We start from the raw sequence: 23,526 nt of genomic DNA on the forward strand, positions 1-23,526 counted from the left end.
ACCATGGCCGAAACCGCGCCCCGCATGCCGCTGAGCCAGAATGAAGCCGCCGCGCTGGGCGTGGCTGTGCTGGGGCACGTCGCGCTGGTGGCGGCGCTAGTCTGGCTGAAACCGGCTGATCTGCCGCCCCCGCCGCCCGAGCGGATGAGCGTGACGATCAGCGACGAGACCGGGCTGGTTTCGACTTCGCCCGATCCGCAGGCCGATCCGGTGCAGGATAGCGGCCCAGTGGTCGGTGATATGGCCCCGCCGCCGCTGCCTGAACCGGTTGAAGTAGCCCAGGCCCAGCCGCGACCTGTCCCCGCGCCGGCCGCGCGACCACTGGTCCAGCCCAAGGTGCAGCCGCAGACCAAGCCGGCGCAGCGCCCGCCGATCCAGCCGCCGCGCAATCAGAGCCCGCCGCGCCCCGGAACCAAGCCGGGCAACAGCCGTTTCGCCGATGCCTTTGGCGATGGCATTCCGCAGGGTAATCCCGCTGGCAAGGGCAAGACCCCGCCTGCGCAGGCACAAGGTGCAGCAGTAACGAGCGAAGTCAGGAGCGCCTTAGCTTCTTCAATCACTCGCCAGCTAAAGCCGCGGTGGCGCGGACGTGCACCTCAAGGCCTTGATGCAGACAAGCTTGTCACCTTTCTGACTTGGGATCTGAATCCCGATGGCACCATGGCGGGATCGCCTCGTGTGGTGAGGCAAGAAGGCATAACGCCTGCAAACCGAGCACAAGCGGCAAGGCATGCTGAAGAAGCTATAAAAGCTGTGAAGCTTGTCGGAAAGTTTGATCTGCCGCCGCAATATTATTCTGCATGGAAGCATATAGCCTCGTTCCGTTTTGACAGGAGTTTGGGTCAATGAGCCGTTTACTGATCGCGCTGGTCGCTCTTTTTGCGGCTCAACCTGCGCTATCTCAGCAGGCAGGGACCACCGGTGTTCCCCAACCCGAGGAAACTGGTCTAACGGGTTCGGTTTCCGATGATGCTGACTGGCAAAATCAGATAATTGCTGTCCCCGCTTTCGCGACCAATGCCGATGTGCCCACGCAAACCAGCGCCGGTTCAACCTCGGCCTTGGGTCTGGCGGTGTCGAACGTGATTTTCGGCGATCTCAAGAACAACGGGCTGTTCAAGCCGGTTGGCCCGGGCAGCCTGCCGCGCCCCGCGCTCAGCCAGGTGCAGGCCCCCGATTACGGCAGCTGGCAATCGCGCAGCGCCGATATGCTGCTGCAGGGCTATGTCCGCGCTGAACCGGGCGGCAACATCACGGTCGGGTGCTATCTCTACGATGTCGCATTGGGCCAGCGGGTCGCTGCGGCCGGGTGGACGTTGCCACCGTCAGACTGGCGCCGCGCTGCGCACAAATGTGCCGATATGGTCTATTCGCGGCTTTCGGGCGAAAACCCGTTCTTCGACAGCCGGATCGCCTATATCGCCGAAACCGGCCCCAAGAACCGCCGCATGAAGCAGCTGGCGATCATGGATTCGGACGGTGCCAATCACCGCTATCTCACCACCGGGCAATCGACCGCGCTGACCCCCAGGTTCTCGCCCGATTACAAGCAGATCCTCTACCTGAGCTATTTCAACGGGCAGCCGCGGATCTATATCTATGATCTGGCCACCTCCAGCCAGCGGCTGCTGCTGCAAGCGAAGAACCCGCTGTTCGCACCGCGCTGGTCGCCCGATGGCCGCTGGATCCTCTATTCGATGGCGATCGGCGGCAATACCGATATCTACAAGATGCCGTCTGCGGGCGGCGCGCCGGTCAAGCTGACCGACACCCCGGGGATCGATATCGGCGGCAGCTTTTCGCCCGACGGCAGCCAGATCGTGTTCGAAAGCGATCGTAGCGGCAGCCAGCAGGTCTATCTGATGAATGCCGATGGCACCGCGCAGAAGCGGATCAGCTTCTTTGGCGGGCGCAGTGCCACGCCCGAATGGAGCCCGCGCGGCGATCAGATCGCCTTTACCCATATTGCCGGCAATTTCCGCATCGCGGTGATGGATCCGGCGGGTGGCAATCTGCGTTACCTGACCGACAGCTGGCAGGACGAAGCGCCGACCTGGGCCCCAAATGGCCGCGTGATCCAGTTTTTCCGCACCGCGCGGGGCAGCGGCAAGACCGGCATCTGGCAGGTCGATCTGACTGGCAAGAATGAACGCAAGCTCGACACGCCGGTTGATGGCAGCGACCCGGCCTGGGGCCCGATCCGGCCCTGAACGGTTGACTCCGCCCGGCAATCCATGAAGCTTTGACACGACAAGGAGATAACCATGACCAAGACGGCAACCATTGCGATCCTCGCCGCCGCGCTCGCGGTTTCGGCCTGCGCCAAAAAGGCGCCCAAAGACCTGCCGGTCGGCCCCCAAGGCTCGGTCACCACCGATGACGGTACCGGCGGCACCTCTACCGGCGCGACTGTCCCGGGCAGTCAGGCCGATTTCGTCCAGCAGATGATGGGTCAGGACACGATCTATTTCGATACCGATCGCTTCAATATCGACAGCGCCGATCAGCAGGCACTGGCCGGACAGGCAGCATGGCTGCAGCGCTATCCGGCCAAGCGAATCACCATCGAAGGCCACTGCGACGAACGCGGCACCCGCGAATACAACCTCGCGCTGGGCGAACGGCGCGCCAATGCGGCGAAGAACTATCTGGTTAGCCTGGGGGTCGATCCGATGCGGATCACCACGGTCAGCTATGGCAAGGAACGCCCGATCGCGGTGGGTTCGGACGAGGAAAGCTGGGCCAGGAACCGCCGCGCGGTGACGGTTACGGTTGATTGATGGGATTTCTCCCCGCTAGCAGGGAGGGGGTCACAAAGTGGTGGAGGGAGCGATCGGCCAGGCGCACCCTTCGGGTGTCGCGCCCGGACGATAGTCCTCTCTGTCAGCCTGCGGCTGCTACCTCCCCATGCCGGGGAGGATTTTACCCGTCGATCAGCTGCTGCGCGCTCAGCAGCGGGGCCAGCTGGGACATGGCCGCAAAGCCGGTCATCAGCACGAAGGACAGCGCGGCGGATAGCTTGAGTTGCTTGCTCATGATCGTCACTTTCTGATTCAATCTTGATAACGAAATAGGCATGCGCAGCCTCTATTGCAACGCAGCATTGCAAAAGAAAACTTAAAACTACCCTAAAGTGCGGGTTTGGCTTGCGCCACAGACGGCCAAGCGACTAACGCTGGAAACGATGACCCGCGCACGCAGAACCGATAACTGGGGCTTTCCCCGCTGGGGCGGCTATGGTGGCAGCCGCGATGCTGTGCAGGTCCGGCTGTGCGACCGCAATGGCTGCACCGATGCCGGCATCTGCCCAGCGCCCAAAAGCCCCAACAACCCCGATCGCTGGATGTTCTGCCAGACCCACGCGGCTGAATACAATTCCCGCTGGGACTATTTCGAAGGGCTCAATGCCGAAGAAAAGGCCGCGCGCGAGGCTGAGGAAACCCGCGACAATTCGGGCTACCACGAAGCCGCGCACTATGGCTGGGCGGGATCGGGCGATGGCAGCCGCAACCGCGACGAATTACGCGCGCTCGATTTGCTGGATTTGACCCCCGACGCCGATTTCGACGCGATCAAAAAGAGTTACCGGGCCAAGGCCAAGCTGGTCCACCCCGATCTGCGTCCGGGCGACGCGGATGCCGCCAAGGCCTTCCAGGCGCTGCAACTGGCCTACGAAGTGCTGCGCGCCGCCGAAGAACGGCGCGAGTGGAAGGGTTAGGCCCAATATGCCGTTATTCGTGGTTCGCTTCCATCACCCTGACGCGGAAGGCTGGCAGCAGCAATTGATGCCGCACATCGCATTCCTTCAGGACCTGCTCAAGCAAGGCGTGCTCAAGGCGTCGGGCCCGTTGCCGGGCGGCCGCGACAAGGCCGCACTGCTGCTGATCGAAGCGCCGGACCGGGCCGCGCTCGACGCCATCATCGCGCGTGATCCGTTTGCCGTGCACGGCCTGATCGCGGATATGGTGGTCGAAGAATGGGACCCGATTTTCGGGGTGTTCAACGCGCTGTCATCGATGCCGGGGCAGATGCAGGGCTAACCCCGCTTCTTCAGCTTCTTGATCGTCGCCGAAAAGGTCAGCACCGGACGGCCGTCGTCATCGACGATGCCGCGCACAAACACGATCGAGAAGCCCTGCCGGACAATCTCGCCGCGCCCGGTCAGCAACCGCCCGGTTTCGGCTGCACCAATGAATTCGCTGTTCATGGTCAGCGTCACTCCGTGCAGATCAGTATCGGCACCCAGCGCGGTCATGAACAACACATAGTCGGCAAAGGTCATCAAGGCCCCGCCGTGGACATTGCCGCCGCCATTGCGGTTCTTGGCATCGGGAATGAACCCGCACAGCGTGTCGCCGCCGTCCAGCTTGCAATAGAACGGCCCGGAATGCTCCTCGAAATCGTCGACCGGTTCCCAGTGCTGCCATCCGGCCCATGGACCTTCGGTCAGGGTGACGAGGCGTGAATTGCCGGGAGTGTCGGCGTCAGAGGCCAGCTTGTCATGCGGTTCGTGGGTCATGGGCGTGGCAAAGCAGAATGGAGCGGGTGGGGCAAGAGTCGCTCAAAGAAGAAGAGAATTGGTTCACGCAAAGGCGCAAAGGCGCGAAGAGGCCGCACTTTCTGCCACGGGCAGTTTGCCAAACGCCGTTCAGTGGATTGCGGGCGGTCCAAATTGGCGAGCGGCTTCGCCGTTTGAACAAGCTCTTCGTGCCTTTGCGCCTTTGCGCGAATCCCCCAACGCGTGCCCCAATCGCGACAATCCCGCGATCAGACCGCTGCCAGCGCCTGTTCGAAATCTGCAATCAGATCGTCAGCGTCCTCGATCCCGATCGAAACCCGCACTAGGTTGTCGGTGATGCCAAGCTGCGCCTTGCGCGCATCGGGCACCGACAGGTGAGTCATCGCCGCGGGCAGGCTGGCGAGGGTTTCGGTACCGCCCAGGCTGACCGCCAGTTTGGCGATCTTGAGGTTATCGAGCAAGCGGAACGCCTCGGCCTCGCCACCTTTGACATAGAGCGAGAAGGTGCTGCCTGCACCGGTGCAGTGGCGATCGAAGATATCCTGCTGGCGCGGATCATCGATCATGCCCAGATAGCCAAGCTTCTCGACCTTGGGATGCGCGGCCAGCCACTTGCAGACCTTGGCGGCGTTCTCACCCGCGCGGGTCATCCGAAGTTCGACCGTTTCAAGGCTGCGCATCAGCATCCACGCGGTATTGGGATCGGCGATCCCGCCCATGGTGTTGCGCAGCATCCGCACCGGGGTCATCCACTTGCTCGCCCCGGCAATCGAACCGGCGACAAGGTCCGAATGTCCGCCGATATATTTGGTCAGCGAATAGACCACAATGTCGGCGCCCTGATCGATCGGGCGGCACCACAGCGGCCCGAGGAACGTATTGTCGATCGCGATCGGGCAATTGGGCCCAAACGCCGCATCACGGGCATCGCGCACCGCTTCGACATCGACCAGTGCATTGGTCGGGTTGGCCGGGCTTTCGAGATAGACCATCGCCACCTTGCCGCCCTGGCTGGCCGCCTGCGTCTTGGCCTTGGCCATCACCACATCAAGCTCATCACGCGTCGCCCCGGCGGGGAAATCGACATAGGTCACCCCGAACCGGCTCAGCGTCTTGGCGATGAAGCCTTCGCTGGCGGCATAGAGCGGGCCGGAATGAACGATCACATCGCCGGCCGAGGCGAAGGCCATGAACAATACGCAGATCGCGGTCATCCCGCTCGAGAAGCACAGCGCCTCTTCCGCCCCGTCCCACAGCGCCAACCGCCCTTCGAGGATCTGCTGGTTGGGCCCGTTGAAGCGCGAATAGACCAGCCCCTCGGTGCCGCCGGGCACCTTGCCGGTGATCCCTTCGAAGAACCGCTTGCCTTCCGCCGCGCTGGGAAAAGCAAACGTGCTGGTCAGGAAAATCGGGGCCTTGAGGCTGCCTTCGGACAGCACCGGATCATAGCCATGGCCCATCATCATCGTGGCGGGCGAAAGCGGCCGGTTGCCGATCATGGTAACGGCAGCCTTGGGCTTGCGGGCCGGGGTCGGCCCGGATTCGGAATTGTCAGACATGGTTACACCTGTAACCGGTTTGAACGGGCTTGGCTAGACGGTTGACGGGCGATGGACTGGGGGCCAACTTGCCAGTCATGATTGCTATTCGGTTCCCAATCGCCCTGGTGGTCCTTTGCCTTGCTGCGTGCGGCGACCGACCTAGCGAAGCGGTCAGCGCCAATCCGGCCAATCCAGCCAGTGATGCAGCAGCACAAGCGCCGGGACCGCCCGAAAAACCCTTGCCGGGGATCGACCTGGCGTTGGCGGCGATACCGCCGGTTTCGGGGGGACATACGGGCTGCAAAGACATCTGGGGCTATCTCACCGATCCCGATCCGGCGGGCCGGATCGTGCGCGATGCCCCATTGCAGAACGGACGCGAACTGGGCCGGATATTGCCACCCGAAAAGGAGTCCGATTATGGCTTGGCGGCGACCTTCCAGATCCTTGGCAGCAAGGACGGCTGGCTGGAAATCGCCGACGCAGGTTATGATCCTCAACTCTACGGCAAGGCCCCGCCGCCGATGTATTCGGGGCACGGCTGGATCGCGGGCGGCGGCATCCATGTCACCCTACAAAGCAGCCTGGGTTTCGCCATGCCGTCCCATAAATCGCCGGTGTTGGTCGATCTGACCTCCGATGGCCATTTCGACGCAACCCCGATGCTCCGCGTTGTCGCCTGCGAGGGGCGCTGGGTGCTGGCCGATTGGCGCACCGGGCCGGACAAGGATTTGCCTACGCGGCCACAACCGAAGTACCGCCAGGAGGCTGTTGTCTCAAAGCGCCCGCTGGTGCTGCGCGCCTGGGTCACCGGGGTCTGCAACATTCAGGAAACCACCTGTGATGGGGTCAACGGCAACCGGTCGGAGACCAGCCGGCTTGGCGGCGAGTATTAACCCACAAGCGCCGCGACCGTCCAGACCACCCCGACCATCAGCGGCACCCCCGCAAGATCGAGCAGCAGCCCGGCCTTCAACACGCGCGGCATGGCGATATGCCCGGTTGACCAGGCCAGCGCATTGGGCCCGGTTCCGGCGGGCAGCATGAAGCCCCAGCTGGCGGCCAGTGCAGCGGGCAGCGCCAGCAGGATCGGATCGGCCCCCAGCGCGATCACCAGCGCGCCGACCACCGGCATGATTCCGCTGGCGGCGGCAATGTTGCTGGCAAATTCGGTGACCACCACCACAAAGGCGACCAGGACCAGCGCGACAATCGGCAGCGGCACCGCGCGCAGCGGCAGCAGCATCTGGCCAAGCCAGCCGGCAAGGCCGCTTTCGGTCATTCCCATGGCCAGCGACAAGCCGCCGCCGAACATCAGGATCACCGCCCACGGCGCGCGATTGGCCTCGTCCCAGTTGAGCAGCGGGCGGCCGGTCCCATCGGGCAGGAAAAACAGCGTCAACCCGGCGATCGCGGCGATGGTGCCATCATCAAGTCCGCCCGCCGGGAACAGCGGCTTCAAGAGCGGCATGGAAACCCACGCCAGCACGGTCAGCACGAACACCGGGGCCAGCCGCTTTTCGGGCGTGGTCCAGGCCGGTGGCAGGTGGATCGCCGCATGGGCTGCGGCGGGATCGAAATTGCTGTGCTGGATGCCTTGCACCCGGGCGATGATCAGCGCCGCCAAGGGCACCGACAGCACCACCACCGGGATCCCGTACATCGACCATTGGAGGAACGAAATCTCGACCCCAAGGCTCTTGTTTAGCAGCGCCACGGCAATGGCATTGGTCGGCGTGCCGACGATCGTGCCATAGCCGCCCAGCGTCGCGGCAAAGGCAATGCCCATCGGCAAGGCTCCGGCCATGCCTTTGGTGTCACCTTTGGCGATATTGCCCGAGGCCAGCATGGCCAATGCCATCGGCATCATGATCAGCGCGGTCGAAGTGTTGGAAATGAACATGCTGATCAGCGCGGTGGCCATCATCACTGCCAGCAGCAGCCGGGCCGGCGAATTCCCGGCGCGGGCCAGGATCGCCAGCGCGAGCCGCCGGTGCAGCCCGGTCCGCTCGATCGCCAGCGCCAGGAAGGCACCGCCAAGGAACAGGAACATGGTCGGCGAATAATAGGCCGAGGCGGTCTTGCCGGCATCGCTGACGCCGATCAGCGGCAGCACGACGAACGGCAGCAGCGCGGTGGCCGAAAGCGGCATCGCCTCGCTCATCCACCAGGCCGCCATCCACCAGACCAGACCGGCAGTAGGCCAGGCCAGCGCGGGCATTCCTGCCGGCGCCGCGCTCAGCAGCGTGAACAGGAAGCCGAGCGGCCCGATCCAGAAGGCGATTCGCTGTACTGACATGGCCGCCCCTCCCCGCGGGCAGGAGCTTGCGTGCCTACTTCGGCGAAATCACCATCAGCATCTGACGGCCTTCCATGCGGGGATAAGCCTCGATCTTGGCGACTTCGGCGGTATCGTCCTGGACCCGCTTGAGCAGGTTCATGCCCAGCTGCTGGTGCGACAGTTCGCGGCCACGGAAGCGCAAGGTGACTTTCACCTTGTCGCCCTCGCCGATGAATTTGTGGATCGCGCGCATCTTCACATCGTAATCGTGATCGTCGATGTTGGGACGCATCTTGATCTCCTTGATCTCCTGCGTCTTCTGGGTTTTGCGCGCCAGGTTGGCTTTCTTCTGCGCCTCATACCGGAACTTGCCGACATCGAGGAACTTGCACACCGGCGGATCGGCGTTGGGCGAGACTTCGACCAGATCGAGGCCAACTCCGGCCGCCTGCTCGATCGCTTCCTTGGTGTACATGACACCCAGATTTTCGCCTTCTTCGTCGATCACGCGGACCTTGTCGCTGGTGATCATCGTGTTGAAGCGCGGTCCGCTTTTCACGGGGGGCGCCAACATGCGCCGGGGTGGGGGTGCTATAAGAGACTCTCCATTGGTGGTTTCACTGCGCGCGTCCTTAGAGCGAAACGGCGTGCGGGGGAAGTATTTACGCGGCAGCCCGCCACAGCGGATATTGCACCAGTTTACCTTGCACGCCCAGCAGGGCATCTATGGCCCGCGCGGGCTGCATTGCGGCGATGATCGCCGGGTCGGCAGCGTCCATGCCGCCGGTCAGCGCGCCGAACGCCGGAAGGATCAGCTTGCGCTCGCTCGCCACGGTGCAAGGGCGGCGGATCGCGCGGCCGCGGGTGACCAGTTTGAACTGCGGATGGTAATGCCCGGACAGTTCGGGCCGCCGTTCGCCTGCCAAAGCTTCGTGGCGCAGGATCAGCCCGGCCACTTCAAGTTCGTCGAGCGCGGTGCCGCCCGGCACTTGCCCACGGTCATGGTTGCCCGCCACCCAGACCCAGTCGGTCGCGCAGGTCAGCGCGTCAAGCATGCCTGCGGCGTGCGGTTCGAGCCGGGCCGCCCCGTCAGCATCGTGGAAATTGTCGCCCAGGCAAAACACCCGCCGCGCACCGGTTACGCGGATTGCCGCCGCCACTCGCGCCAGCGTCTCGCGGCTGTCATAGGGCGGCAGCAGCTGGCCGAAGCGGGCATAGAAGCTGGCCTTTTCAAGGTGCAGATCAGCCACCAGCAGCGCGCTTTCGCGCGGCCAATAGAGCGCATTGCCGGGCAGCAGCGCCATCTCCTCACCTGCGAACGAAAAGGGAACCATGGCTTTTCCTTGCCGGATCGCCCGTGGCTTGGCAAGGGCGGGCAACTAGCCCCCTCTTCGTTAGAGGAGGGGGGAAAGAGGACCGATGACCGACTGGACCCCCTGTACCCTGCGCGCCAAACAGTGGTTCGAATCGCTGCGCGACCGGATTTGCGCCGAGTTCGAGAAGATCGAAGCCGAAGCCGGCAGCGCCGCGCGGTTCGATTACCTGACCTGGCACCGCGAGGAGGCGGGCAACCCCAATCCCGGCGGCGGCACGCGCGGGCTGATGAAGGGGCAGGTGTTCGAAAAGGTCGGGGTCAATGTCTCGACCGTCCACGGCACGTTCGCGCCGCAGTTCGCCGCCAGCGTCAACGGCGCGTCGGAAGACAGCCCCGGCTTCACCGCCACCGGGATCAGCCTGGTCGCCCACATGGCCAATCCGCACGTCCCCGCAGTGCATATGAACACCCGCTTCCTGACCACTACCAAGGCCTGGTTCGGCGGCGGCGGTGATCTCAACCCTCCGCTCCCCTACGAAGAAGATACGGGGGACTTCCACGCCGCCTTCAAAGCCGCCTGCGATGGCCACGATGCGGCCTATTATCCGAAGTTCAAGGCTTGGGCGGACGACTATTTCTTCATCCCCCACCGCGGCGTGCACCGGGGCGTCGGCGGGATATTTTACGATCACCTTGAATGCGATAGCGACGCGGCATTCGAAGCCAATTTCGCCTTCACCCGCGATGTCGGCGAGGCTTTTCTGGACGTGTTCCCCAAACTGGTCCGCCGCCGGATGGGGCTGGCATTCAACGATGCCGAAAAGCAGCAGCAACTCGAATGGCGCGGCCGTTACGCCGAATTCAACCTGGTCTACGACCGGGGAACGCTGTTCGGCCTAAAGACCGGCGGCAACATCGATGCGATCCTGATGAGCTTGCCGCCTGAAGCAGTGTGGAGTTGAGGGCGGCCTTGGCTATTGCCCTTTTGGAGGTTTCGATCCGCAATGCTTGAACAGGATTTTTGCGCATATCCGGCTTTGTTGTTCAGTAGGCGAGTCCTAACCACACCTTCTCGTTTGGCTTCAAATCCTGCCGCAAGCACCTCAGCTTCTGTCATCGAAAGCTGGGCCATTAGGTGCAACAATGACTTTTGGCAGGTCTCGGGCTTCGTGTTCAGTTCGTTAAGGAGGTAGCTCTTGAGCGCAATACGGCAATGCCGACGGTCGCTTCGGAACTTCAAGTACGCCCAAGCTGCCAATGCAGAAGTCGCAATCGCCGCAAGATTCGCAGATATTTCAAGACATTGACTAAAGCTCATGGCGGTGGCCCCCTAGCAGAGAATTCGAGAGGGCAGGTTACCCCACGGCGTGCGATGGTATCGCTTCCAGCACCTTCCCCAGCGCTTGCTCCGCATGCCACAGGTCGTACGCCTGCTGCATCCTGAGCCACAGGCCCGGACCATTGCCACACCATTTGCCCAGCCGAACGGCCATTTCCGGGGTAACCGGCGAGGTTCCAGCGATAATCTTGTAGAGCGTCTGGCGCGACACGCCGAGCTGGCGCGCCGCTTCGGTGACCGGCAGGTGGAGTGCGGGCAGCACATCTTCCTTGAGCAGTTCGCCGGGATGGGTTGGGCACCGTGTTTCCCGTACTGGCATTTGCATGTTCATATCGCTGGCTTCCTTCGCCTAATGATATTGTTCCAGGTCAACGTCTACGGCGTCGCCCGCAGTGAAGCCAAACGTGATCCGCCACGGCCCGTTGACCGCAACGGCAAACCGCTTGGGCTTGCCGTGCAATCCATGAAAAAGCAGACCGGGCAGGTTCATGTCGTCCGCCTGATCCGCTTGATTGAGTGCATCGAGCAGGCGCAAGCATTTCTTATGTTGATCGCTGCGCACCTTTGCGCTCGTGCCGGTCAGGAACAAATCCCGCAGGCCCTTGTGCCGCCATGACGCAATCATCCGCCTGTGTCACGTGATACGTGTCAAATGTCAATCAATGATTGTCAAGTTCCCTTTCCCCCTTGCCCTTTGCCCCCTTATCCCGCCACATAGCCTGCCATGCTGCGCCAGTACGAACTTGTTGAACGCGTTTTAGCCTATGATCCGGATGCGGATGAGGCGATGCTCAACCGTGCCTATGTCTATACCGTGCAGAAACACGGCACCCAGAAACGCGCCAGTGGCGATCCCTATTTCAGCCATCCGGTCGAGGTTGCGGGGCTGATGACCGAGCTCAAGCTCGATCAGGAAACCATCATCACCGCGCTGCTCCACGATACGGTGGAGGATACCCTGGCGACGATCGAAGAGGTCGAGAAGCTGTTCGGGCCCGAGGTGGCGCGGCTGGTCGATGGCGTCACCAAGCTGTCCAAGATCGAAGCTATGGGGGAGAGCGAGCGCGCTGCCGAAAACCTGCGCAAGTTCTTCCTGGCGATGAGCGAGGATATCCGCGTGCTGCTGGTCAAGCTGGCCGACCGGCTGCACAACATGCGCACGCTGCACTTCATCAAGAGCGAAGAGAAACGCCGCCGGATCGCCCGCGAAACGATGGATATCTACGCTCCGCTGGCCGAGCGCGTGGGGATGTACGAATACATGCGCGAGATGCAGCTGCTCGCCTTTGAGCAGCTTGAGCCCGAAGCGTACGGGATCATCACCGGACGGCTGGCGACGATCCGCTCATCCGAGGGCGGGCAGGTCGATGCGATTGCCCTGGCGATCAAGCAGGCGCTGGCCGAAGCGGGGCTGAAGGTCGAGGTTTCGGGGCGTGAGAAGCATCCTTTTTCGATCTGGAAGAAGATGGCCGAACGTCATGTTTCGTTCGAACAGATCACCGATATCATGGCGTTCCGGGTGGTGACCGAAAGCATGGCCGATTGCTACCGCGCGCTGGGCGTGCTGCATTCGACCTGGCACGTGATTCCGGGCCGCTTCAAGGACTACATCTCGACCTCCAAATCGAACGGCTATCGCAGCCTCCACACCGCGCTGATCTATGAAAATTCGATGCGGATGGAAGTGCAGATCCGCGATCAGGAGATGCACCGGCTCAACGAATATGGCCTGGCGGCGCATTGGGCCTACAAGCAGGGCGGGGTGCGGCCCGATGGCCAGGTGGGGTGGCTGCGCGATCTGATCGAAATCGTCGATGCCAGCCACGATGCCGACGAATTGCTCGAAAACACCAAGATGGCGATCTATCAGGACCGCATCTTTGCTTTCACCCCCAAGGGCCAGCTGTTGCAATTGCCCAAGGGATCGACCCCGGTCGATTTTGCCTATGCGGTCCATTCCGATCTCGGCAGCTTTGCGGTGGGGGCCAAGATCAACGGGCGGCACATGCCGCTGCGCACGGTGCTGAACAACGGCGACGTGGTCGAGATCATCAAGAGCCGCAATGCCAGCCCGCAATTGTCGTGGCTGGGTTTTGTCGTGACCGGCAAGGCGCGCGCCGCGATCCGCCGCGCGGTGCGCGCCAAGGAACGCGCCGAAGTGGCCATGATCGGGCGCAAGCTGTTCGATCAGATCGTTGACCGGCTACCCTCGAAGATCGGCAAGAAGGCGGTCAAGGATGCAGCCAAGCGGCTCGAACTGGCCAGCGAGGAAGACCTGATGGTGGCGATCGGCACCGCCAAGCTGGAAGACCGCGTCGTCATGGAAGCCCTGGTCCCGGGCAGCACCAAAGATCTGCCCGAACCCGAACACTGGACCAAGCAGAACCGCGCGATCTCGATCAAGGGGCTGACCGCGGGGATGGCTTTCCACCTTGGCCAGTGCTGCCACCCGGTGCCCGGTGACCGCATCGTCGGGATCCGCGAGCCCGACAAGGGCGTGGTGGTCCACACCATCGATTGCCTCGATCTGGCCAGCGGGGTCGATGCCGATTGGCTGGACCTGTCGTGGGGCGAACGCACCACCGGCGCGCTCGGCCGGGTGCGGATCGTGCTCTATAACCGGCCCGGCACGCTGGCCGAAGCGGCGGGGATATTCGCCGGCAACCGCGCCAATATCGCCAGCCTTGAAAACCTGGGCCGCGACGAGCTGTTCTCGACCTACGAGATCGACCTTGAGGTTTCGGACCTGGCCCACCTCACCCGGATCGTCAGCGCTTTGCGGGCTAGCGATGCGGTGGCCGAGGCTGAACGGATCTGATGTTGCGGATTACGGGCATCGAGCATGTCCAGCTGGCCATGCCGCCGGGCGGGGAAGATGCGGCGCGGGGCTTCTACGCAGACCTGCTAGGCATAGCCGAAGTGCCAAAGCCGCCGGTGCTGGCCGCGCGCGGCGGGTGCTGGTTCGAAAGCGAGAGCGTGAAGCTGCACCTGGGGGTGGAGGCCGATTTTCGGCCGGCCAAGAAGGCGCACCCGGCATTGCTGGTCGACGATCTGGCGGGCATGCTTGAGGCGCTTGAAGCAGCTGGGGTGGCGGTGGCGCCAGACGATCCAGTCGATGGCCGCGCGCGCTGCTATGTCAGCGATCCGTTCGGCAACCGGATCGAACTGATGCAAGCCTGAAGATCCTCTCCATTTTTGGCGAATGCCAAAAACGGGGAGGACCTAGTCGGGCTCAAACCTCCAGCACCACCGCAACCACATCGCCTTCGCTCACCCCCTCGGCCTTGCGTACGCTGGCTTTGACCGGGAGCAGCCAGCCCAGCTCGTTGGAGGGAAATACTGAGGTTTTGAACACGCTGTCGCCGATCCGCGCGGCAACCTTGATCGAGCCGAATCCGTGCGACATGCCTTCCATCCGCCGCATCAGCGCGGTGGCCGAAAGCGCCTCGCCCGCCGCGCCGTCAATGGTGATGAAGTGCCAGGCTGCCGGGGCCGCAGGCGTGGTCCAGCGCCATAAGGGGCCGGTGTGGTTGAGGCGTTCGGTCATCTGGTTTCACGCGAAGGAGATGAAGGAGCCTTGCAGATTGACCTTCCCGCGCAAGCGGGCACCATCGAAAACAAGCCATTGGTGTTTCCGCATCGCGGAAAATCGGCGATGAAAGCAGAAGGACTTCTTCTCCGCGTCTCCGCGCCTCCGCGTGAAACCAAACTCACTTCACCCGCCGCACCGGCACCGGGATATTGCAGACATCCGCGCCGCCAGCAGGCCGGATGAAGAAATCATCGCGGCGGTTGGCGCGGGCGTCGGCGTAGGCGGCGAAGCTCTGGCTTTCGGTGGAGAGGTATTCGTAGGCCGGGAAGGGCTTGTCGGTCGGCATTTCGCTCGCCAGCCGGATCGAGACGATCCCGGTCCGCTCGTCGCCTTGCGCCAGATCATAGAACCCCAGCGCGCCATGCCCGCGCGGCAGGCTGGAGAGGAACTCGATCCCCTCGATCACTCGGCCAACCAGCGCGATATTGCGATCGAGATGACGCGGGGCGTGGCCAATAACGGTGTAAAGCTCGGCCCCGGTCCCGGTGTTGGGGGAAAGGTCGCGACCGACGCCGACCATGCCGTAGCAATGGACGGGCCAGACCTTTTGATCCGCAATCGCGCCTGCCACTGGCCAACCCAAAATAAAATCTGTCGCTATCGAATAAGGATCGCCAACCGATGGACCGTCGGTTTGCTCTTCCATCTGTCGTTGTGCCTCGATTACTGCCAACTCTGCCGCGTGACCGCCAGCCATCCGCGCGAGGGCAAGAGTGACCTCGATATTTGATGCCCCTGTAACATACGCACTCTCCGGCACCGCCACCAACCCCGCAGGCAGCGCCTTCGCTTTCGCCTTGTCATCGGCATTTGGATCGCCCCACTGCACCACATAATTGTCCTGCACACGGTTGATCGCGGTGCCGTCCCACCAGTGCGCGGCGGCGAGCTTGCGGATGTTGCCGATCCAGCCCTGGCTGAACGGCGGCGGCATCAGCTGGATCACCACGCGGCGGGGCTTGCCCTTGGCATCGGGGGTAAGGTCCATCACCAGCAGGTCCGACGCAGCGATTCCCGTCCAATCAGCCTTGGGCGCTTTGGCAACGATCTCGCTGGGGGCGAGCGGCGAGGGCGAAGTACGCCCCGCAGCCTGGTTGGCGGAAGCCTGAGCGATTAGCGCGGAGGCACTGGCGGCGAGCAGGGCGGTGAGGACGATGGAGGTCTTGCGCATGTCTGCCACTGTGCCGCCAATCTTTACCTTTTGGCAAGGTCCCCGCGCGACAATGCCAGCCATGGCCAAAGCCCTTGCCTTTGTTACCGCGCGTCCGCTTCCGCAGCTCGAAGAGCTGCTGCGCCCGGTTCTGGTGATCGGCTGCGCGCTGGCGCTGATCCTCGCCGGTTCGCCGTTCCCGTCAGTTCTGTAGCAGTTTCAGCAAAGCCGCAGCAGCCGCCAGGCCCAGCACGAGGCCGGTAAAGCTACGCCACGTCCGGTCGCTGATCTTGCCGAAAGCACGGGTGCCAAGCCAGTTGCCCAGCAGCACGCCGGGAAACAGCAGGGCGGCAAACAGCGGCTCGCGCACCGTTGCCACGCCCAGCGCGGTGGCCGAAACCACCCCGGCAACCGATGTGGCCAGAAAAATCGTCATCATCGAAGCGCGGGCAAGATCTGGCGCGATCTCGCGGCGCAGGTAATAGGGCACCACCGGCGGCCCCGGCATTCCGGCAAACCCGGTCAGCACGCCCGAAAGCAGCCCGGTAAACCCGGTCTCGCCCATGCCCGGCGCATAATGCGCAGGCTTTTTGGGCAGCAATACCAGCAGGAACGATCCGAACGCGATCAGCGCGATCAGCAGCCGCGCCAACGAAGGATCGGCAATCGCCAGCAGCCACACCCCCAGCGGCGTGGCCAGAACCGCCATCCCCGCGATCTGGAATGCCGATTTCTCGCTGGCGTGCAGAATCTTCTTGAGGCCGACCAGCCCGATCAGCAGCCCCAGCCAGTTGGCCACCACCACCGCCTCGCGCGGGGGGATCGCCAGACCCAGCACCGGCACCAGCAGGATCGCCATGCCGAACCCCGCCAGCCCGCGCACGAAGGCCGCGCCCAGCGCCGCGGCGATGGCGACAGCGATCTGGAGCGTGGTCAGGCCGAGCATTAAAATCCTCCCCGGCACGGGGAGGGGGAGCATCCTGAACTCGTTTCAGGATGGTGGAGGGGATTAGCGTCACGGCGCAGCCAACGAAGGGGTGCGCCCCGCGGCGAGTCCCCTCCACCACCCTGCGGGCGGTCCCCCTCCCCGTGCCGGGGAGGAATCAACGCAGATCCGGCGGGGTTGCTTCAGCCTTGAGCAAGGCAATCGCCTCGGCCAGCGGCATGACCTTCTGGTGCTCGGCACCCAGCGTGCGCAACGCGACGGTGCCCTCTTCGGCCTCGCGCTTGCCCACCACCAGCAAGTGCGGGACCTTCTTGAGGCTGTGATCGCGGACCTTGTAGTTGATCTTCTCGTTGCGGGTATCGCTTTCGGCACGAATTCCTGCAGCCTCCAGCGCGGTCATAACTTCGCCGGCATAGCCATCCGCATCCGAAACGATCGTTGCCACCACCGCCTGCACCGGGGCGAGCCAGACCGGCAGCTTGCCGGCATAGTGCTCGATCAGGATGCCGATAAAGCGTTCGTAAGACCCAAAGATCGCGCGGTGGAGCATCACCGGGCGGTGGCGTTCGCCGTCTTCGCCGATGTAGCTGGCATCGAGCCGTTCGGGCAGCACCCGGTCGGACTGGATCGTGCCGACCTGCCAGGTCCGGCCGATCGCATCGGTCAGATGCCATTCCAGCTTGGGCGCATAGAACGCGCCTTCGCCGGGCAGCTCTTCCCAGCCGTACTCTTCGGTGGCAAGCCCTGCATCGATTACCGCCTGGCGCAGCTCGCTTTCGGCCTTGTCCCAATCTTCGTCCGAACCGAACCGCTGTTCGGGCCGCAGCGCCAGCTTGACCGCATAGGTGAAGCCGAAATCGCGATAGACCCGGTCGGCCAGCGCGCAGAAATTGCGCACCTCTTCGACGATCTGGTCCTCGCGGCAGAAGATGTGGCCATCATCCTGGGTGAACTGGCGGACCCGCATCAATCCGTGCAGCGCGCCGTGCGGTTCGTTGCGGTGGCAGCAGCCGTTCTCAACCAGCCGCAGCGGCAGATCGCGATAGCTTTTGATCCCCTGGCGGAAGATCAGCACGTGCGCCGGGCAATTCATCGGTTTCAGCGCCATCCACTCGGCAGCGCCGCTGATCACCGGGCCTTCATCCTCGGTATTGGGCACTTCATCGGGGATCACGAACATGTTGGCGCGGTATTTGCCCCAGTGGCCCGATTGCTCCCACTGGCGCGCGTCCATCACCTGCGGGGTCTTGACCTCCTTGCAGCCTGCACCCTGCACCGCGCGGCGGATATAGTCCTCAAGCATGCGGTAAATGACATAGCCTTGCGGGTGCCAGAATACGCTGCCGTGGGCCTCGCTCTGGAGGTGGAACAGGTCCATCTCCTGCCCCAGTTTGCGGTGATCGCGTTTGGCCGCTTCTTCCAGCCGCGTCAGGTGCGCATCAAGCTGCTTCTTGTTCAGCCAACCGGTGCCGTAAATCCGCGTCAGCTGCGCGTTTTTCTGATCGCCGCGCCAATAAGCACCCGCCACCCGCATCAGCTTGAAAGCCGCCGGATCGAGTTTACCGGTCGAAGGCAGGTGCGGGCCGCGGCACATGTCGAGCCAGTCATCGCCCGACCAATAGACGCTCAGTTCCTCGCCCTCGGGAAGTTCCTGCGCCCATTCGGCCTTGAAGCTCTCGCCGTCCTTGGCCCACTTGTCGATCAAGGCTTGGCGCGTCCAGACCTCGCGGCGCAGCGGCTTGTCCGCCTTGATGATCTCGCGCATTTTCGCTTCGATCGCGGGCAGATCGTCCATCGAAAACGGCTCGCGCCCGGCAGGGGCCATCACGTCGTAATAGAACCCGTCGTCGGTCGAAGGGCCAAAGGTAATCTGCGTCCCCGGCCACAGCGCCTGCACCGCTTCGGCCAGCACGTGGGCGAAATCGTGCCGCGCCAGCTCCAGCGCATCGGCCTCGTCACGGGCCGTGACCAGCGCCAGGCTGGAATCGCCCGTAAAGGGCCGGGTCAGATCGACCAGCTCGCCGTCCACCCGCGCGGCCAGCGCCGCTTTGGCAAGGCCGGGGCCAATCGCCGCGGCCACATCTGCAGGGGTGGACCCGGCGGGCATTTCGCGCACCGAACCATCGGGCAGGCTGATCTTGAACTGGTCTGACATGCTCACTCTCATCTCGTTCGACCGGCGCTTTGGCACAAGCGTGCGCACACCGGAAGGGGCGGCGTTGGTTGCGGATCAGGTTCGAGAGGAAACGCCAGCCGCCCGAACCCGGACGGCGGTGTGCTTTCGCCTAGGCGACAGCCACCCGCCCCCGGAAAGCCGGGGTGGTGGTAGTGGTCTGCAAGGCGCGGTGCTGCGTCATCGCTGAGGTGGATAGCAGGGAGGGGTAAAGGAGGCAACATTCCTCCCCGTTTCGGGGAGGAACTAAACCGAATACCTCCGCGCGCCCGCCAGCACCGTCATCCGCTTTACCCCTGCGAGCGCGGTGCCCGGTTGCCGCACGCTCGCCAAAAACCGCCATTCGCTGGTGGCGGCGGCCGGGGTCAGTTCGACGGCCATGTAGCCGCGCTGGGACGTGTCGCACCATTTGAGCTGCGGGTTGGCCGCGACCATGTCGCGCGCCAGATCGTCCGGTTTCAGCCACGGCAGGGTGCCCTCGGCCCCGGGCGAGGTGACGCCTTGACCGGCCATCTCGACACCGACACGGCTGCCGCCGCGGTTCAGATCGAAGGCCCAGGCGTTGTGGCTGTCGCCAGAGAGCACCACCAGGTTGGCCCCGGCCTCAAGCGAAGCCTTGTAAAGTCGGCCCCGCGCGGCGGGATAGCCGCCCCAGGCGTCCATGTTCCACGGCACCCCGGCCTGGCCCGCCACGATGTTGGCCTGCAGCCGCGCCTTCAGCCAATCGGGGGTCGCGGCGGGCATGCCGTCCACCACCTTGGCGCTCATCACCTGTTCGCCCATCACGATCTGCTGGCCCAGCACCTGCCACGGCTTGCGCGCGCGGACCGAGGCCTTGAGCGCCGAGGCCAGCCAGCGTTCCTGCTTGGCACCGAGCAGCGTGTGCCGGGGATCGCGCCATTCGCCATCGCGAAAATGCGCATAGGCGGCTTCGGCCTGCCCCGGCGCGGCACCCTTGAACACGCTGAACAGATCGAGCGGCTTGCTGCGTGCCAGGTGGCGGCTGTCGACCTTGAACAGGGTGGCGAGACCGCCGATCTCGTAAGCTGTGTAGAATTCGTCCGCCACCGGCATCCATTCGCGGTAGGCCTTCTCGGACGCCGCCTTGCGCGTGGCCCAGTCACCTTCGTTCGGCTGGTGGTTTTCGGCCCCGCCAGCCCAGGTATCGTTGGCGGTCTCATGATCGTCCCACATTGCAACCATCGGCAGCAGCTGGTGCAGCCGCTGCAGATCGGCATCGCTGCGATAGGTGCGGAACCGGTCGCGGTAGCCTTCGAGCGTCACCGCCTCGTCGATCGGCGCTTCGCGGCCCGGGACGACCTGCTTGGGCGAAGGATAGTCGCCGCGCTGGTATTCGTAGAAATAGTCGCCGAGGTGCACGGCAAGATCGAAATCGCCCGCCTCGGCCGCGTGGGCATAGGCGTTAAAGAACCCGAAGCCGAGGTTCGAGCAGGAAAACACCGCCATGCGGAAGCGCTTGGTCTTGCCGGCCGGCAGGGTCCGCGTGCGGCCGGTGACCGACATTTCGCCGCCGTCGCCGATAAAGCGGTAATAGTACCACTGCCCCGGCCGCAGTCCTTTGGCCCAGACCTTGACGCAGCAATCGTGGGCGGGCGCGGCGATGCCCTCGCCGTGCGCCGCGATTTTGGCGAAGGCGTCATCCTCGGCCAGTTCCCATTTGACCTGGGTGTCCTGCCCGGTCTGGTACCGGGTCCACAGCAGCACCTTGTCGTGCCCCGGTTCGCCGCTTGCCACCCCGTGGCTGAACCGCCGCGCCCGCCGCGCCAGCACCGGCGCGCCGGTCCCGGCCAGCCCCAGCATCGCCAGCTTGAGCGCGGTGCGGCGGCTGGTCTGGGCAAGCGGCGCGGGCGGTGGTGGCGGCAAAGGCATCGGCGGGTCTCCGGGTGGTGTTTGCATCAAGACTAGCGGGCTTTTGTGACGGGGCAATGGCGGCATGGCGGATTGAAGAAGGCACTTTCGCTGAGCGGCGGCCCGGCCTAGGTCTCGGCCAATGGAGTCAACCGCATTTCACCCCCTCCCCGATGGCCGCCGGATCGCTTATCGCCATGCCCCCGGCACTGGCCCGGCGCTGGTGTTCCTGCCCGGCTACATGAGCGACATGGCGGGCGGCAAGGCGAGCGCGGTGTTCGGCTGGGCGGTCGCTAACGGACGCGAATGTCTGGTCTTGGACTATTCCGGCTGCGGCGAAAGTGAGGGCCAGTTCGCCGATGGTACTTTGACGCGGTGGCGCGATGAAGTCGTTGCGCTTGTTGCGGCGCTATGCGGCCCCGACGTGGTCCTTATCGGGTCTTCGATGGGCGGCTGGCTGATGCTGCTCGCGGCGCTGGCGATGCCGCAGCGGGTCCGGGGACTGGTCGGGATTGCCGCTGCGCCGGACTTCACCGATTGGGGTTATGATGCCGACCAGAAGGCCGCACTGACTGCTGGAAAGACGGTATTCGAAGACAATCCCTATGGTCCCGATCCAACGCCGATCTATCCCGGCTTCTGGACCGACGGCGAGGCGCAGCAGGTGCTGGACGCGCCCATCGCGCTGACCTGCCCGGTGCGGCTGATCCATGGCCAGGCCGATGCCGATGTGCCGTGGCAGACCGCGCTCCGCCTCGCTGAAATGTTGCGTTCAGCCGATGTGCAGGTCACGCTGGTCAAGGACGGCGACCACCGCCTGTCGCGCGACCAGGATATCGCGCTGCTGTTGCGCACGATCGAAATGTTGCCTTGACCCCGGAGTGAGCCGATGCCGCTTGCCTTGCTGCTGCCACTGCTTGCCCAGGTCGGGGTCGGCCCGGCCTTGCCTCAGGCGCCGCTGCCCGATCCGCGCAAGAAGGATGCCCCCGCCATGACCCAGAGTGCCGCCCCGGCCCAGCCAACGATGCTGCAGCAGTGCCTTGGGCTGGCAATGGAACGCCCTTCGGACGGAATCGAGGTCGCCGATGGCTGGCTCGCCAAAGCCAAAACCCAGGCCGAGCGCGCCGGGGCCAAACAGTGCAAGGCCATGGCTTTGACCCGGATCGAGGGCTGGGAACCGGCTGCCGCGCTGTTCCTTTCGGCGCGCGATGAGTTGCCGGCCAGCGAACGCGGCGAACGCGGCCGCCTGGGTTCGCTCGGCGGCAATGCCTGGATCGTGGCGGGCGATGTCGATCAGGCGCTGGCCGCGCTCGATCTGGCGCACGGCGATGCCGCAGCTGCGGGCGACGCCAAGCTGGACGGGCTGATCCAGATCGACCGGGCCCGCGCACTGGTGGCGCTCGGCCGTCAGGACGAAGCCGCACAAGCGCTGGCCGAGGCGCGCCGATTGGTTCCCGAAAATGCCCAGGGCTGGCTGCTGTCCGCCACACTTTCGCGCCGGATGGGCAAGCTCGCCGAAGCTCAACAGCAAATCCAGCGCGCCGCCGAACTGTTCCCGATCGATCCCGAAATCGGGCTTGAAGCCGGGGTAATCGCGGTGCTTTCGGGCCGCGACGAGGCAGCGCGGCTGAGCTGGCTGTCGGTAATCAAGACCGCGCCTGGCAGTCCGGCTGCAAAGACCGCGCAGGGTTATCTTGACCAATTGGGGCCGCCTGCCGCACAACCCGGCAGGTGATCAAACTTTCCGTCCTCGACCTTGTCACCGTGCGCGATACCGGCACGGTTGCCGAGGCGCTCGCCGATAGTGCCGCTCTCGCGCAGATCGCCGAAGCGGCCGGCTACAACCGCTTCTGGGTGGCCGAACACCACGCCATGGACGGGGTGGCCGGCGGCGCGACTTCGGTGGTGCTGGCGCATATCGGGCATGCGACCAGGACCATCCGGATCGGTTCGGGCGGGATCATGCTGCCCAATCACAATCCGTTCGTGATCGCCGAACAGTTCGGCACGCTCGATGCGCTGTTCCCGGGCCGGATCGATCTGGGGCTGGGCCGCGCGCCCGGCGCCGACTTGCGGATCGCGCAGGCCTTGCGCCGCGATCTGGCGCGCGCTTCGGAGTATTTCCCGCAAGACGTGGTCGAACTGCGCGCGCTGCTCACCGGCACACCAGAATTGCCGATCCGCGCGACGCCAGGGCTGGGGGCTCAGGTCGAGATGTGGATGCTCGGCTCAAGCACCTTTGGCGCGCAGCTCGCGGCGATGCTGGGAATGCCTTATGCTTTCGCCTCGCATTTCGCGCCCGATCAGCTCGATGCTGCGCTCGAGGTTTACCGCCGCACGTTCAAGCCCTCGCAGTGGCTCGACAAGCCACACGTGATGGCGGCGATGACGGTGATCTGCGCCGATAGCGATCAAGAGGCGCAGGTGCTTGGCACATCGATGGATCAGGCGTTTGTCGCGCTGCGCACCGGCACGCCGGGCCGGTTCAAACCCCCGGTGCCCGGTTACCGCCAGACCCTGCCGCCCAGCCAGCTCGCCATGCTTGAACATATGCGCCAGGCCAGCGCGGTCGGTTCGCCCGCGACGGTGGCGCGCGAAATCACGAAGTTTGCCGAGCGGACCAGTGCCGATGAGATCATCGTTTCGGGTGCAACCTACGATCCTGCCGCCCGCTGCCGTTCGCTCGAATTAACGATGAAAGCACTGCATTAGGCCCATTTCCCTAGGGGCAAGGTGGTTGCGATGGAGACCGGTTGCCACTACAGTGCGCATAAATACTGCTACAAGCGGTAATAAAATAA

General features: G+C 64.1%; 25 protein-coding genes. 13 read left to right on the forward strand and 12 right to left on the reverse strand.

The window, feature by feature from the left end; all coding sequences use genetic code 11:
* The first annotated feature begins 3 nt into the window (after window positions 1-3).
* From RMN99_RS04310 to RMN99_RS04330, 5 genes are all read left to right on the forward strand, one after another.
* Window positions 4-849 carry a hypothetical protein gene (locus tag RMN99_RS04310; protein WP_309622062.1) on the forward strand — a complete coding sequence of 282 codons (846 nt, stop codon included), beginning with the start codon at window positions 4-6 and terminating at the stop codon, window positions 847-849.
* Window positions 846-2,210 carry a Tol-Pal system beta propeller repeat protein TolB gene (tolB, locus tag RMN99_RS04315; RefSeq protein WP_309622063.1) on the forward strand — a complete coding sequence of 455 codons (1,365 nt, stop codon included), beginning with the start codon at window positions 846-848 and terminating at the stop codon, window positions 2,208-2,210. Before RMN99_RS04310 ends, tolB begins: the two co-directional genes overlap by 4 nt.
* A gap of 54 nt (window positions 2,211-2,264) precedes the next feature.
* Entirely contained in the window at window positions 2,265-2,780 is a 516-nt protein-coding gene (gene pal / locus RMN99_RS04320) for a peptidoglycan-associated lipoprotein Pal (RefSeq protein ID WP_309622064.1), read from the forward strand.
* A gap of 404 nt (window positions 2,781-3,184) precedes the next feature.
* Complete coding sequence (locus tag RMN99_RS04325) at window positions 3,185-3,718, forward strand: J domain-containing protein (RefSeq protein ID WP_309622065.1); 534 nt, start codon at window positions 3,185-3,187, stop codon at window positions 3,716-3,718.
* A 7-nt stretch (window positions 3,719-3,725) separates the two neighbouring features.
* Complete coding sequence (locus RMN99_RS04330) at window positions 3,726-4,040, forward strand: YciI family protein (RefSeq protein ID WP_309622066.1); 315 nt, start codon at window positions 3,726-3,728, stop codon at window positions 4,038-4,040.
* Here RMN99_RS04330 and RMN99_RS04335 read toward each other — a convergent pair.
* Window positions 4,037-4,519, reverse strand: coding sequence for a PaaI family thioesterase (locus tag RMN99_RS04335; RefSeq protein ID WP_309622067.1), 483 nt, complete (start codon window positions 4,517-4,519; stop codon window positions 4,037-4,039). The genes RMN99_RS04330 and RMN99_RS04335 overlap by 4 nt on opposite strands.
* A gap of 248 nt (window positions 4,520-4,767) precedes the next feature.
* Window positions 4,768-6,078 carry a cystathionine gamma-synthase family protein gene (locus tag RMN99_RS04340; RefSeq protein WP_309622068.1) on the reverse strand — a complete coding sequence of 437 codons (1,311 nt, stop codon included), beginning with the start codon at window positions 6,076-6,078 and terminating at the stop codon, window positions 4,768-4,770.
* Window positions 6,079-6,185: 107 nt separating this feature from the next.
* Here RMN99_RS04340 and RMN99_RS04345 point away from each other — a divergent pair, with 107 nt between their 5' ends.
* Window positions 6,186-6,956 (forward strand): hypothetical protein, encoded by a 771-nt coding sequence (locus RMN99_RS04345; RefSeq protein WP_309622069.1) that lies wholly within the window; start codon window positions 6,186-6,188, stop codon window positions 6,954-6,956.
* On the opposite strand, the gene RMN99_RS04350 is transcribed toward RMN99_RS04345, so the two are convergent.
* The 3 genes from RMN99_RS04350 to pdeM all read right to left on the reverse strand — a co-directional run bounded on the left by RMN99_RS04350 (window position 6,953) and on the right by pdeM (window position 9,675).
* Window positions 6,953-8,359 carry a DASS family sodium-coupled anion symporter gene (locus RMN99_RS04350; protein WP_309622070.1) on the reverse strand — a complete coding sequence of 469 codons (1,407 nt, stop codon included), beginning with the start codon at window positions 8,357-8,359 and terminating at the stop codon, window positions 6,953-6,955. The genes RMN99_RS04345 and RMN99_RS04350 overlap by 4 nt on opposite strands.
* A gap of 34 nt (window positions 8,360-8,393) precedes the next feature.
* Window positions 8,394-8,915 (reverse strand): translation initiation factor IF-3, encoded by a 522-nt coding sequence (gene infC, locus RMN99_RS04355; RefSeq protein WP_309622071.1) that lies wholly within the window; start codon window positions 8,913-8,915, stop codon window positions 8,394-8,396.
* Window positions 8,916-9,003: 88 nt separating this feature from the next.
* Window positions 9,004-9,675, reverse strand: a complete 672-nt coding sequence (pdeM, locus tag RMN99_RS04360; protein WP_309622072.1) for a ligase-associated DNA damage response endonuclease PdeM — start codon at window positions 9,673-9,675, stop codon at window positions 9,004-9,006.
* An 85-nt stretch (window positions 9,676-9,760) separates the two neighbouring features.
* On the opposite strand from pdeM, the gene hemF reads away from it, so the two are divergent.
* Window positions 9,761-10,618, forward strand: coding sequence for an oxygen-dependent coproporphyrinogen oxidase (gene hemF, locus RMN99_RS04365; RefSeq protein WP_309622073.1), 858 nt, complete (start codon window positions 9,761-9,763; stop codon window positions 10,616-10,618).
* A 393-nt stretch (window positions 10,619-11,011) separates the two neighbouring features.
* Here the strand turns inward: hemF and RMN99_RS04370 are convergent, their stop codons facing one another.
* Together RMN99_RS04370 and RMN99_RS04375 are read right to left on the reverse strand one after the other, a co-directional pair.
* A complete protein-coding gene (locus RMN99_RS04370; protein WP_309622074.1) occupies window positions 11,012-11,326 on the reverse strand; it encodes a HigA family addiction module antitoxin in 315 nt (104 codons plus the stop codon).
* 18 nt (window positions 11,327-11,344) lie between these two features.
* A complete protein-coding gene (locus tag RMN99_RS04375; protein WP_309622075.1) occupies window positions 11,345-11,620 on the reverse strand; it encodes a type II toxin-antitoxin system RelE/ParE family toxin in 276 nt (91 codons plus the stop codon).
* 99 nt (window positions 11,621-11,719) lie between these two features.
* On the opposite strand from RMN99_RS04375, the gene RMN99_RS04380 reads away from it, so the two are divergent.
* Both RMN99_RS04380 and RMN99_RS04385 read left to right on the forward strand, forming a co-directional pair.
* Window positions 11,720-13,813, forward strand: a complete 2,094-nt coding sequence (locus RMN99_RS04380; protein WP_309622076.1) for a bifunctional (p)ppGpp synthetase/guanosine-3',5'-bis(diphosphate) 3'-pyrophosphohydrolase — start codon at window positions 11,720-11,722, stop codon at window positions 13,811-13,813.
* The gene (locus RMN99_RS04385) at window positions 13,813-14,175 is read left to right on the forward strand and encodes a VOC family protein (protein ID WP_309622077.1); all 363 of its coding nucleotides are present in this window, start codon (window positions 13,813-13,815) and stop codon (window positions 14,173-14,175) included. Before RMN99_RS04380 ends, RMN99_RS04385 begins: the two co-directional genes overlap by 1 nt.
* Window positions 14,176-14,227: 52 nt before the next feature.
* On the opposite strand, the gene RMN99_RS04390 is transcribed toward RMN99_RS04385, so the two are convergent.
* Both RMN99_RS04390 and RMN99_RS04395 read right to left on the reverse strand, forming a co-directional pair.
* The gene (locus RMN99_RS04390; protein ID WP_309622078.1) at window positions 14,228-14,542 is read right to left on the reverse strand and encodes a DUF1905 domain-containing protein; all 315 of its coding nucleotides are present in this window, start codon (window positions 14,540-14,542) and stop codon (window positions 14,228-14,230) included.
* A 163-nt stretch (window positions 14,543-14,705) separates the two neighbouring features.
* Window positions 14,706-15,758, reverse strand: a complete 1,053-nt coding sequence (locus RMN99_RS04395; protein WP_309622079.1) for a peptidylprolyl isomerase — start codon at window positions 15,756-15,758, stop codon at window positions 14,706-14,708.
* 61 nt (window positions 15,759-15,819) lie between these two features.
* On the opposite strand from RMN99_RS04395, the gene RMN99_RS04400 reads away from it, so the two are divergent.
* A complete protein-coding gene (locus RMN99_RS04400; RefSeq protein ID WP_309622080.1) occupies window positions 15,820-15,951 on the forward strand; it encodes a hypothetical protein in 132 nt (43 codons plus the stop codon).
* Here the strand turns inward: RMN99_RS04400 and RMN99_RS04405 are convergent.
* The 3 genes from RMN99_RS04405 to RMN99_RS04415 form a co-directional block, all read right to left on the reverse strand.
* The gene (locus RMN99_RS04405; protein WP_309622081.1) at window positions 15,940-16,683 is read right to left on the reverse strand and encodes a sulfite exporter TauE/SafE family protein; all 744 of its coding nucleotides are present in this window, start codon (window positions 16,681-16,683) and stop codon (window positions 15,940-15,942) included. The two genes, RMN99_RS04400 and RMN99_RS04405, sit on opposite strands and share 12 nt — an antisense overlap.
* 157 nt (window positions 16,684-16,840) lie before the next feature.
* Window positions 16,841-18,838 carry a threonine--tRNA ligase gene (gene thrS, locus RMN99_RS04410; RefSeq protein WP_309622126.1) on the reverse strand — a complete coding sequence of 666 codons (1,998 nt, stop codon included), beginning with the start codon at window positions 18,836-18,838 and terminating at the stop codon, window positions 16,841-16,843.
* A gap of 264 nt (window positions 18,839-19,102) precedes the next feature.
* Complete coding sequence (locus tag RMN99_RS04415) at window positions 19,103-20,746, reverse strand: alkaline phosphatase D family protein (protein ID WP_409035231.1); 1,644 nt, start codon at window positions 20,744-20,746, stop codon at window positions 19,103-19,105.
* A 121-nt stretch (window positions 20,747-20,867) separates the two neighbouring features.
* Here RMN99_RS04415 and RMN99_RS04420 point away from each other — a divergent pair, with 121 nt between their 5' ends.
* Genes RMN99_RS04420 through RMN99_RS04430 form a run of 3 tightly spaced genes read left to right on the forward strand, consistent with a single transcriptional unit; the run spans window position 20,868 to window position 23,437 of the window.
* Window positions 20,868-21,599: an alpha/beta hydrolase gene (locus tag RMN99_RS04420; protein ID WP_309622083.1), complete on the forward strand. Its 732-nt coding sequence runs from the start codon at window positions 20,868-20,870 to the stop codon at window positions 21,597-21,599.
* Between the two features lie 15 nt (window positions 21,600-21,614).
* Window positions 21,615-22,460 (forward strand): hypothetical protein, encoded by an 846-nt coding sequence (locus RMN99_RS04425; protein ID WP_309622084.1) that lies wholly within the window; start codon window positions 21,615-21,617, stop codon window positions 22,458-22,460.
* Complete coding sequence (locus RMN99_RS04430; protein ID WP_309622085.1) at window positions 22,457-23,437, forward strand: LLM class flavin-dependent oxidoreductase; 981 nt, start codon at window positions 22,457-22,459, stop codon at window positions 23,435-23,437. The genes RMN99_RS04425 and RMN99_RS04430 overlap by 4 nt, the downstream gene beginning before the upstream one ends.
* Window positions 23,438-23,526: the final 89 nt, after the last annotated feature.

It is taken from the genome of Novosphingobium sp., assembly GCF_031417815.1.
Taxonomy (GTDB): Bacteria; Pseudomonadota; Alphaproteobacteria; order Sphingomonadales; family Sphingomonadaceae; genus Novosphingobium.

What these genes read in the sequence shown, in the direction of transcription:
- RMN99_RS04310 (WP_309622062.1), top strand. Translation starts at nt 4, where the DNA reads ATGGCCGAAACCGCGCCCCGCATGCCGCTGAGCCAGAATGAAGCCGCC.
- tolB (WP_309622063.1), top strand. Translation starts at nt 846, where the DNA reads ATGAGCCGTTTACTGATCGCGCTGGTCGCTCTTTTTGCGGCTCAACCT.
- pal (WP_309622064.1), top strand. Translation starts at nt 2,265, where the DNA reads ATGACCAAGACGGCAACCATTGCGATCCTCGCCGCCGCGCTCGCGGTT.
- RMN99_RS04325 (WP_309622065.1), top strand. Translation starts at nt 3,185, where the DNA reads ATGACCCGCGCACGCAGAACCGATAACTGGGGCTTTCCCCGCTGGGGC.
- RMN99_RS04330 (WP_309622066.1), top strand. Translation starts at nt 3,726, where the DNA reads ATGCCGTTATTCGTGGTTCGCTTCCATCACCCTGACGCGGAAGGCTGG.
- RMN99_RS04335 (WP_309622067.1), bottom strand. Translation starts at nt 4,519, where the DNA reads ATGACCCACGAACCGCATGACAAGCTGGCCTCTGACGCCGACACTCCC.
- RMN99_RS04340 (WP_309622068.1), bottom strand. Translation starts at nt 6,078, where the DNA reads ATGTCTGACAATTCCGAATCCGGGCCGACCCCGGCCCGCAAGCCCAAG.
- RMN99_RS04350 (WP_309622070.1), bottom strand. Translation starts at nt 8,359, where the DNA reads ATGTCAGTACAGCGAATCGCCTTCTGGATCGGGCCGCTCGGCTTCCTG.
- infC (WP_309622071.1), bottom strand. Translation starts at nt 8,915, where the DNA reads ATGTTGGCGCCCCCCGTGAAAAGCGGACCGCGCTTCAACACGATGATC.
- pdeM (WP_309622072.1), bottom strand. Translation starts at nt 9,675, where the DNA reads ATGGTTCCCTTTTCGTTCGCAGGTGAGGAGATGGCGCTGCTGCCCGGC.
- hemF (WP_309622073.1), top strand. Translation starts at nt 9,761, where the DNA reads ATGACCGACTGGACCCCCTGTACCCTGCGCGCCAAACAGTGGTTCGAA.
- RMN99_RS04370 (WP_309622074.1), bottom strand. Translation starts at nt 11,326, where the DNA reads ATGAACATGCAAATGCCAGTACGGGAAACACGGTGCCCAACCCATCCC.
- RMN99_RS04375 (WP_309622075.1), bottom strand. Translation starts at nt 11,620, where the DNA reads ATGATTGCGTCATGGCGGCACAAGGGCCTGCGGGATTTGTTCCTGACC.
- RMN99_RS04380 (WP_309622076.1), top strand. Translation starts at nt 11,720, where the DNA reads ATGCTGCGCCAGTACGAACTTGTTGAACGCGTTTTAGCCTATGATCCG.
- RMN99_RS04385 (WP_309622077.1), top strand. Translation starts at nt 13,813, where the DNA reads ATGTTGCGGATTACGGGCATCGAGCATGTCCAGCTGGCCATGCCGCCG.
- RMN99_RS04390 (WP_309622078.1), bottom strand. Translation starts at nt 14,542, where the DNA reads ATGACCGAACGCCTCAACCACACCGGCCCCTTATGGCGCTGGACCACG.
- RMN99_RS04395 (WP_309622079.1), bottom strand. Translation starts at nt 15,758, where the DNA reads ATGCGCAAGACCTCCATCGTCCTCACCGCCCTGCTCGCCGCCAGTGCC.
- RMN99_RS04400 (WP_309622080.1), top strand. Translation starts at nt 15,820, where the DNA reads ATGGCCAAAGCCCTTGCCTTTGTTACCGCGCGTCCGCTTCCGCAGCTC.
- RMN99_RS04405 (WP_309622081.1), bottom strand. Translation starts at nt 16,683, where the DNA reads ATGCTCGGCCTGACCACGCTCCAGATCGCTGTCGCCATCGCCGCGGCG.
- thrS (WP_309622126.1), bottom strand. Translation starts at nt 18,838, where the DNA reads ATGTCAGACCAGTTCAAGATCAGCCTGCCCGATGGTTCGGTGCGCGAA.
- RMN99_RS04415 (WP_409035231.1), bottom strand. Translation starts at nt 20,746, where the DNA reads ATGCCTTTGCCGCCACCACCGCCCGCGCCGCTTGCCCAGACCAGCCGC.
- RMN99_RS04420 (WP_309622083.1), top strand. Translation starts at nt 20,868, where the DNA reads ATGGAGTCAACCGCATTTCACCCCCTCCCCGATGGCCGCCGGATCGCT.
- RMN99_RS04425 (WP_309622084.1), top strand. Translation starts at nt 21,615, where the DNA reads ATGCCGCTTGCCTTGCTGCTGCCACTGCTTGCCCAGGTCGGGGTCGGC.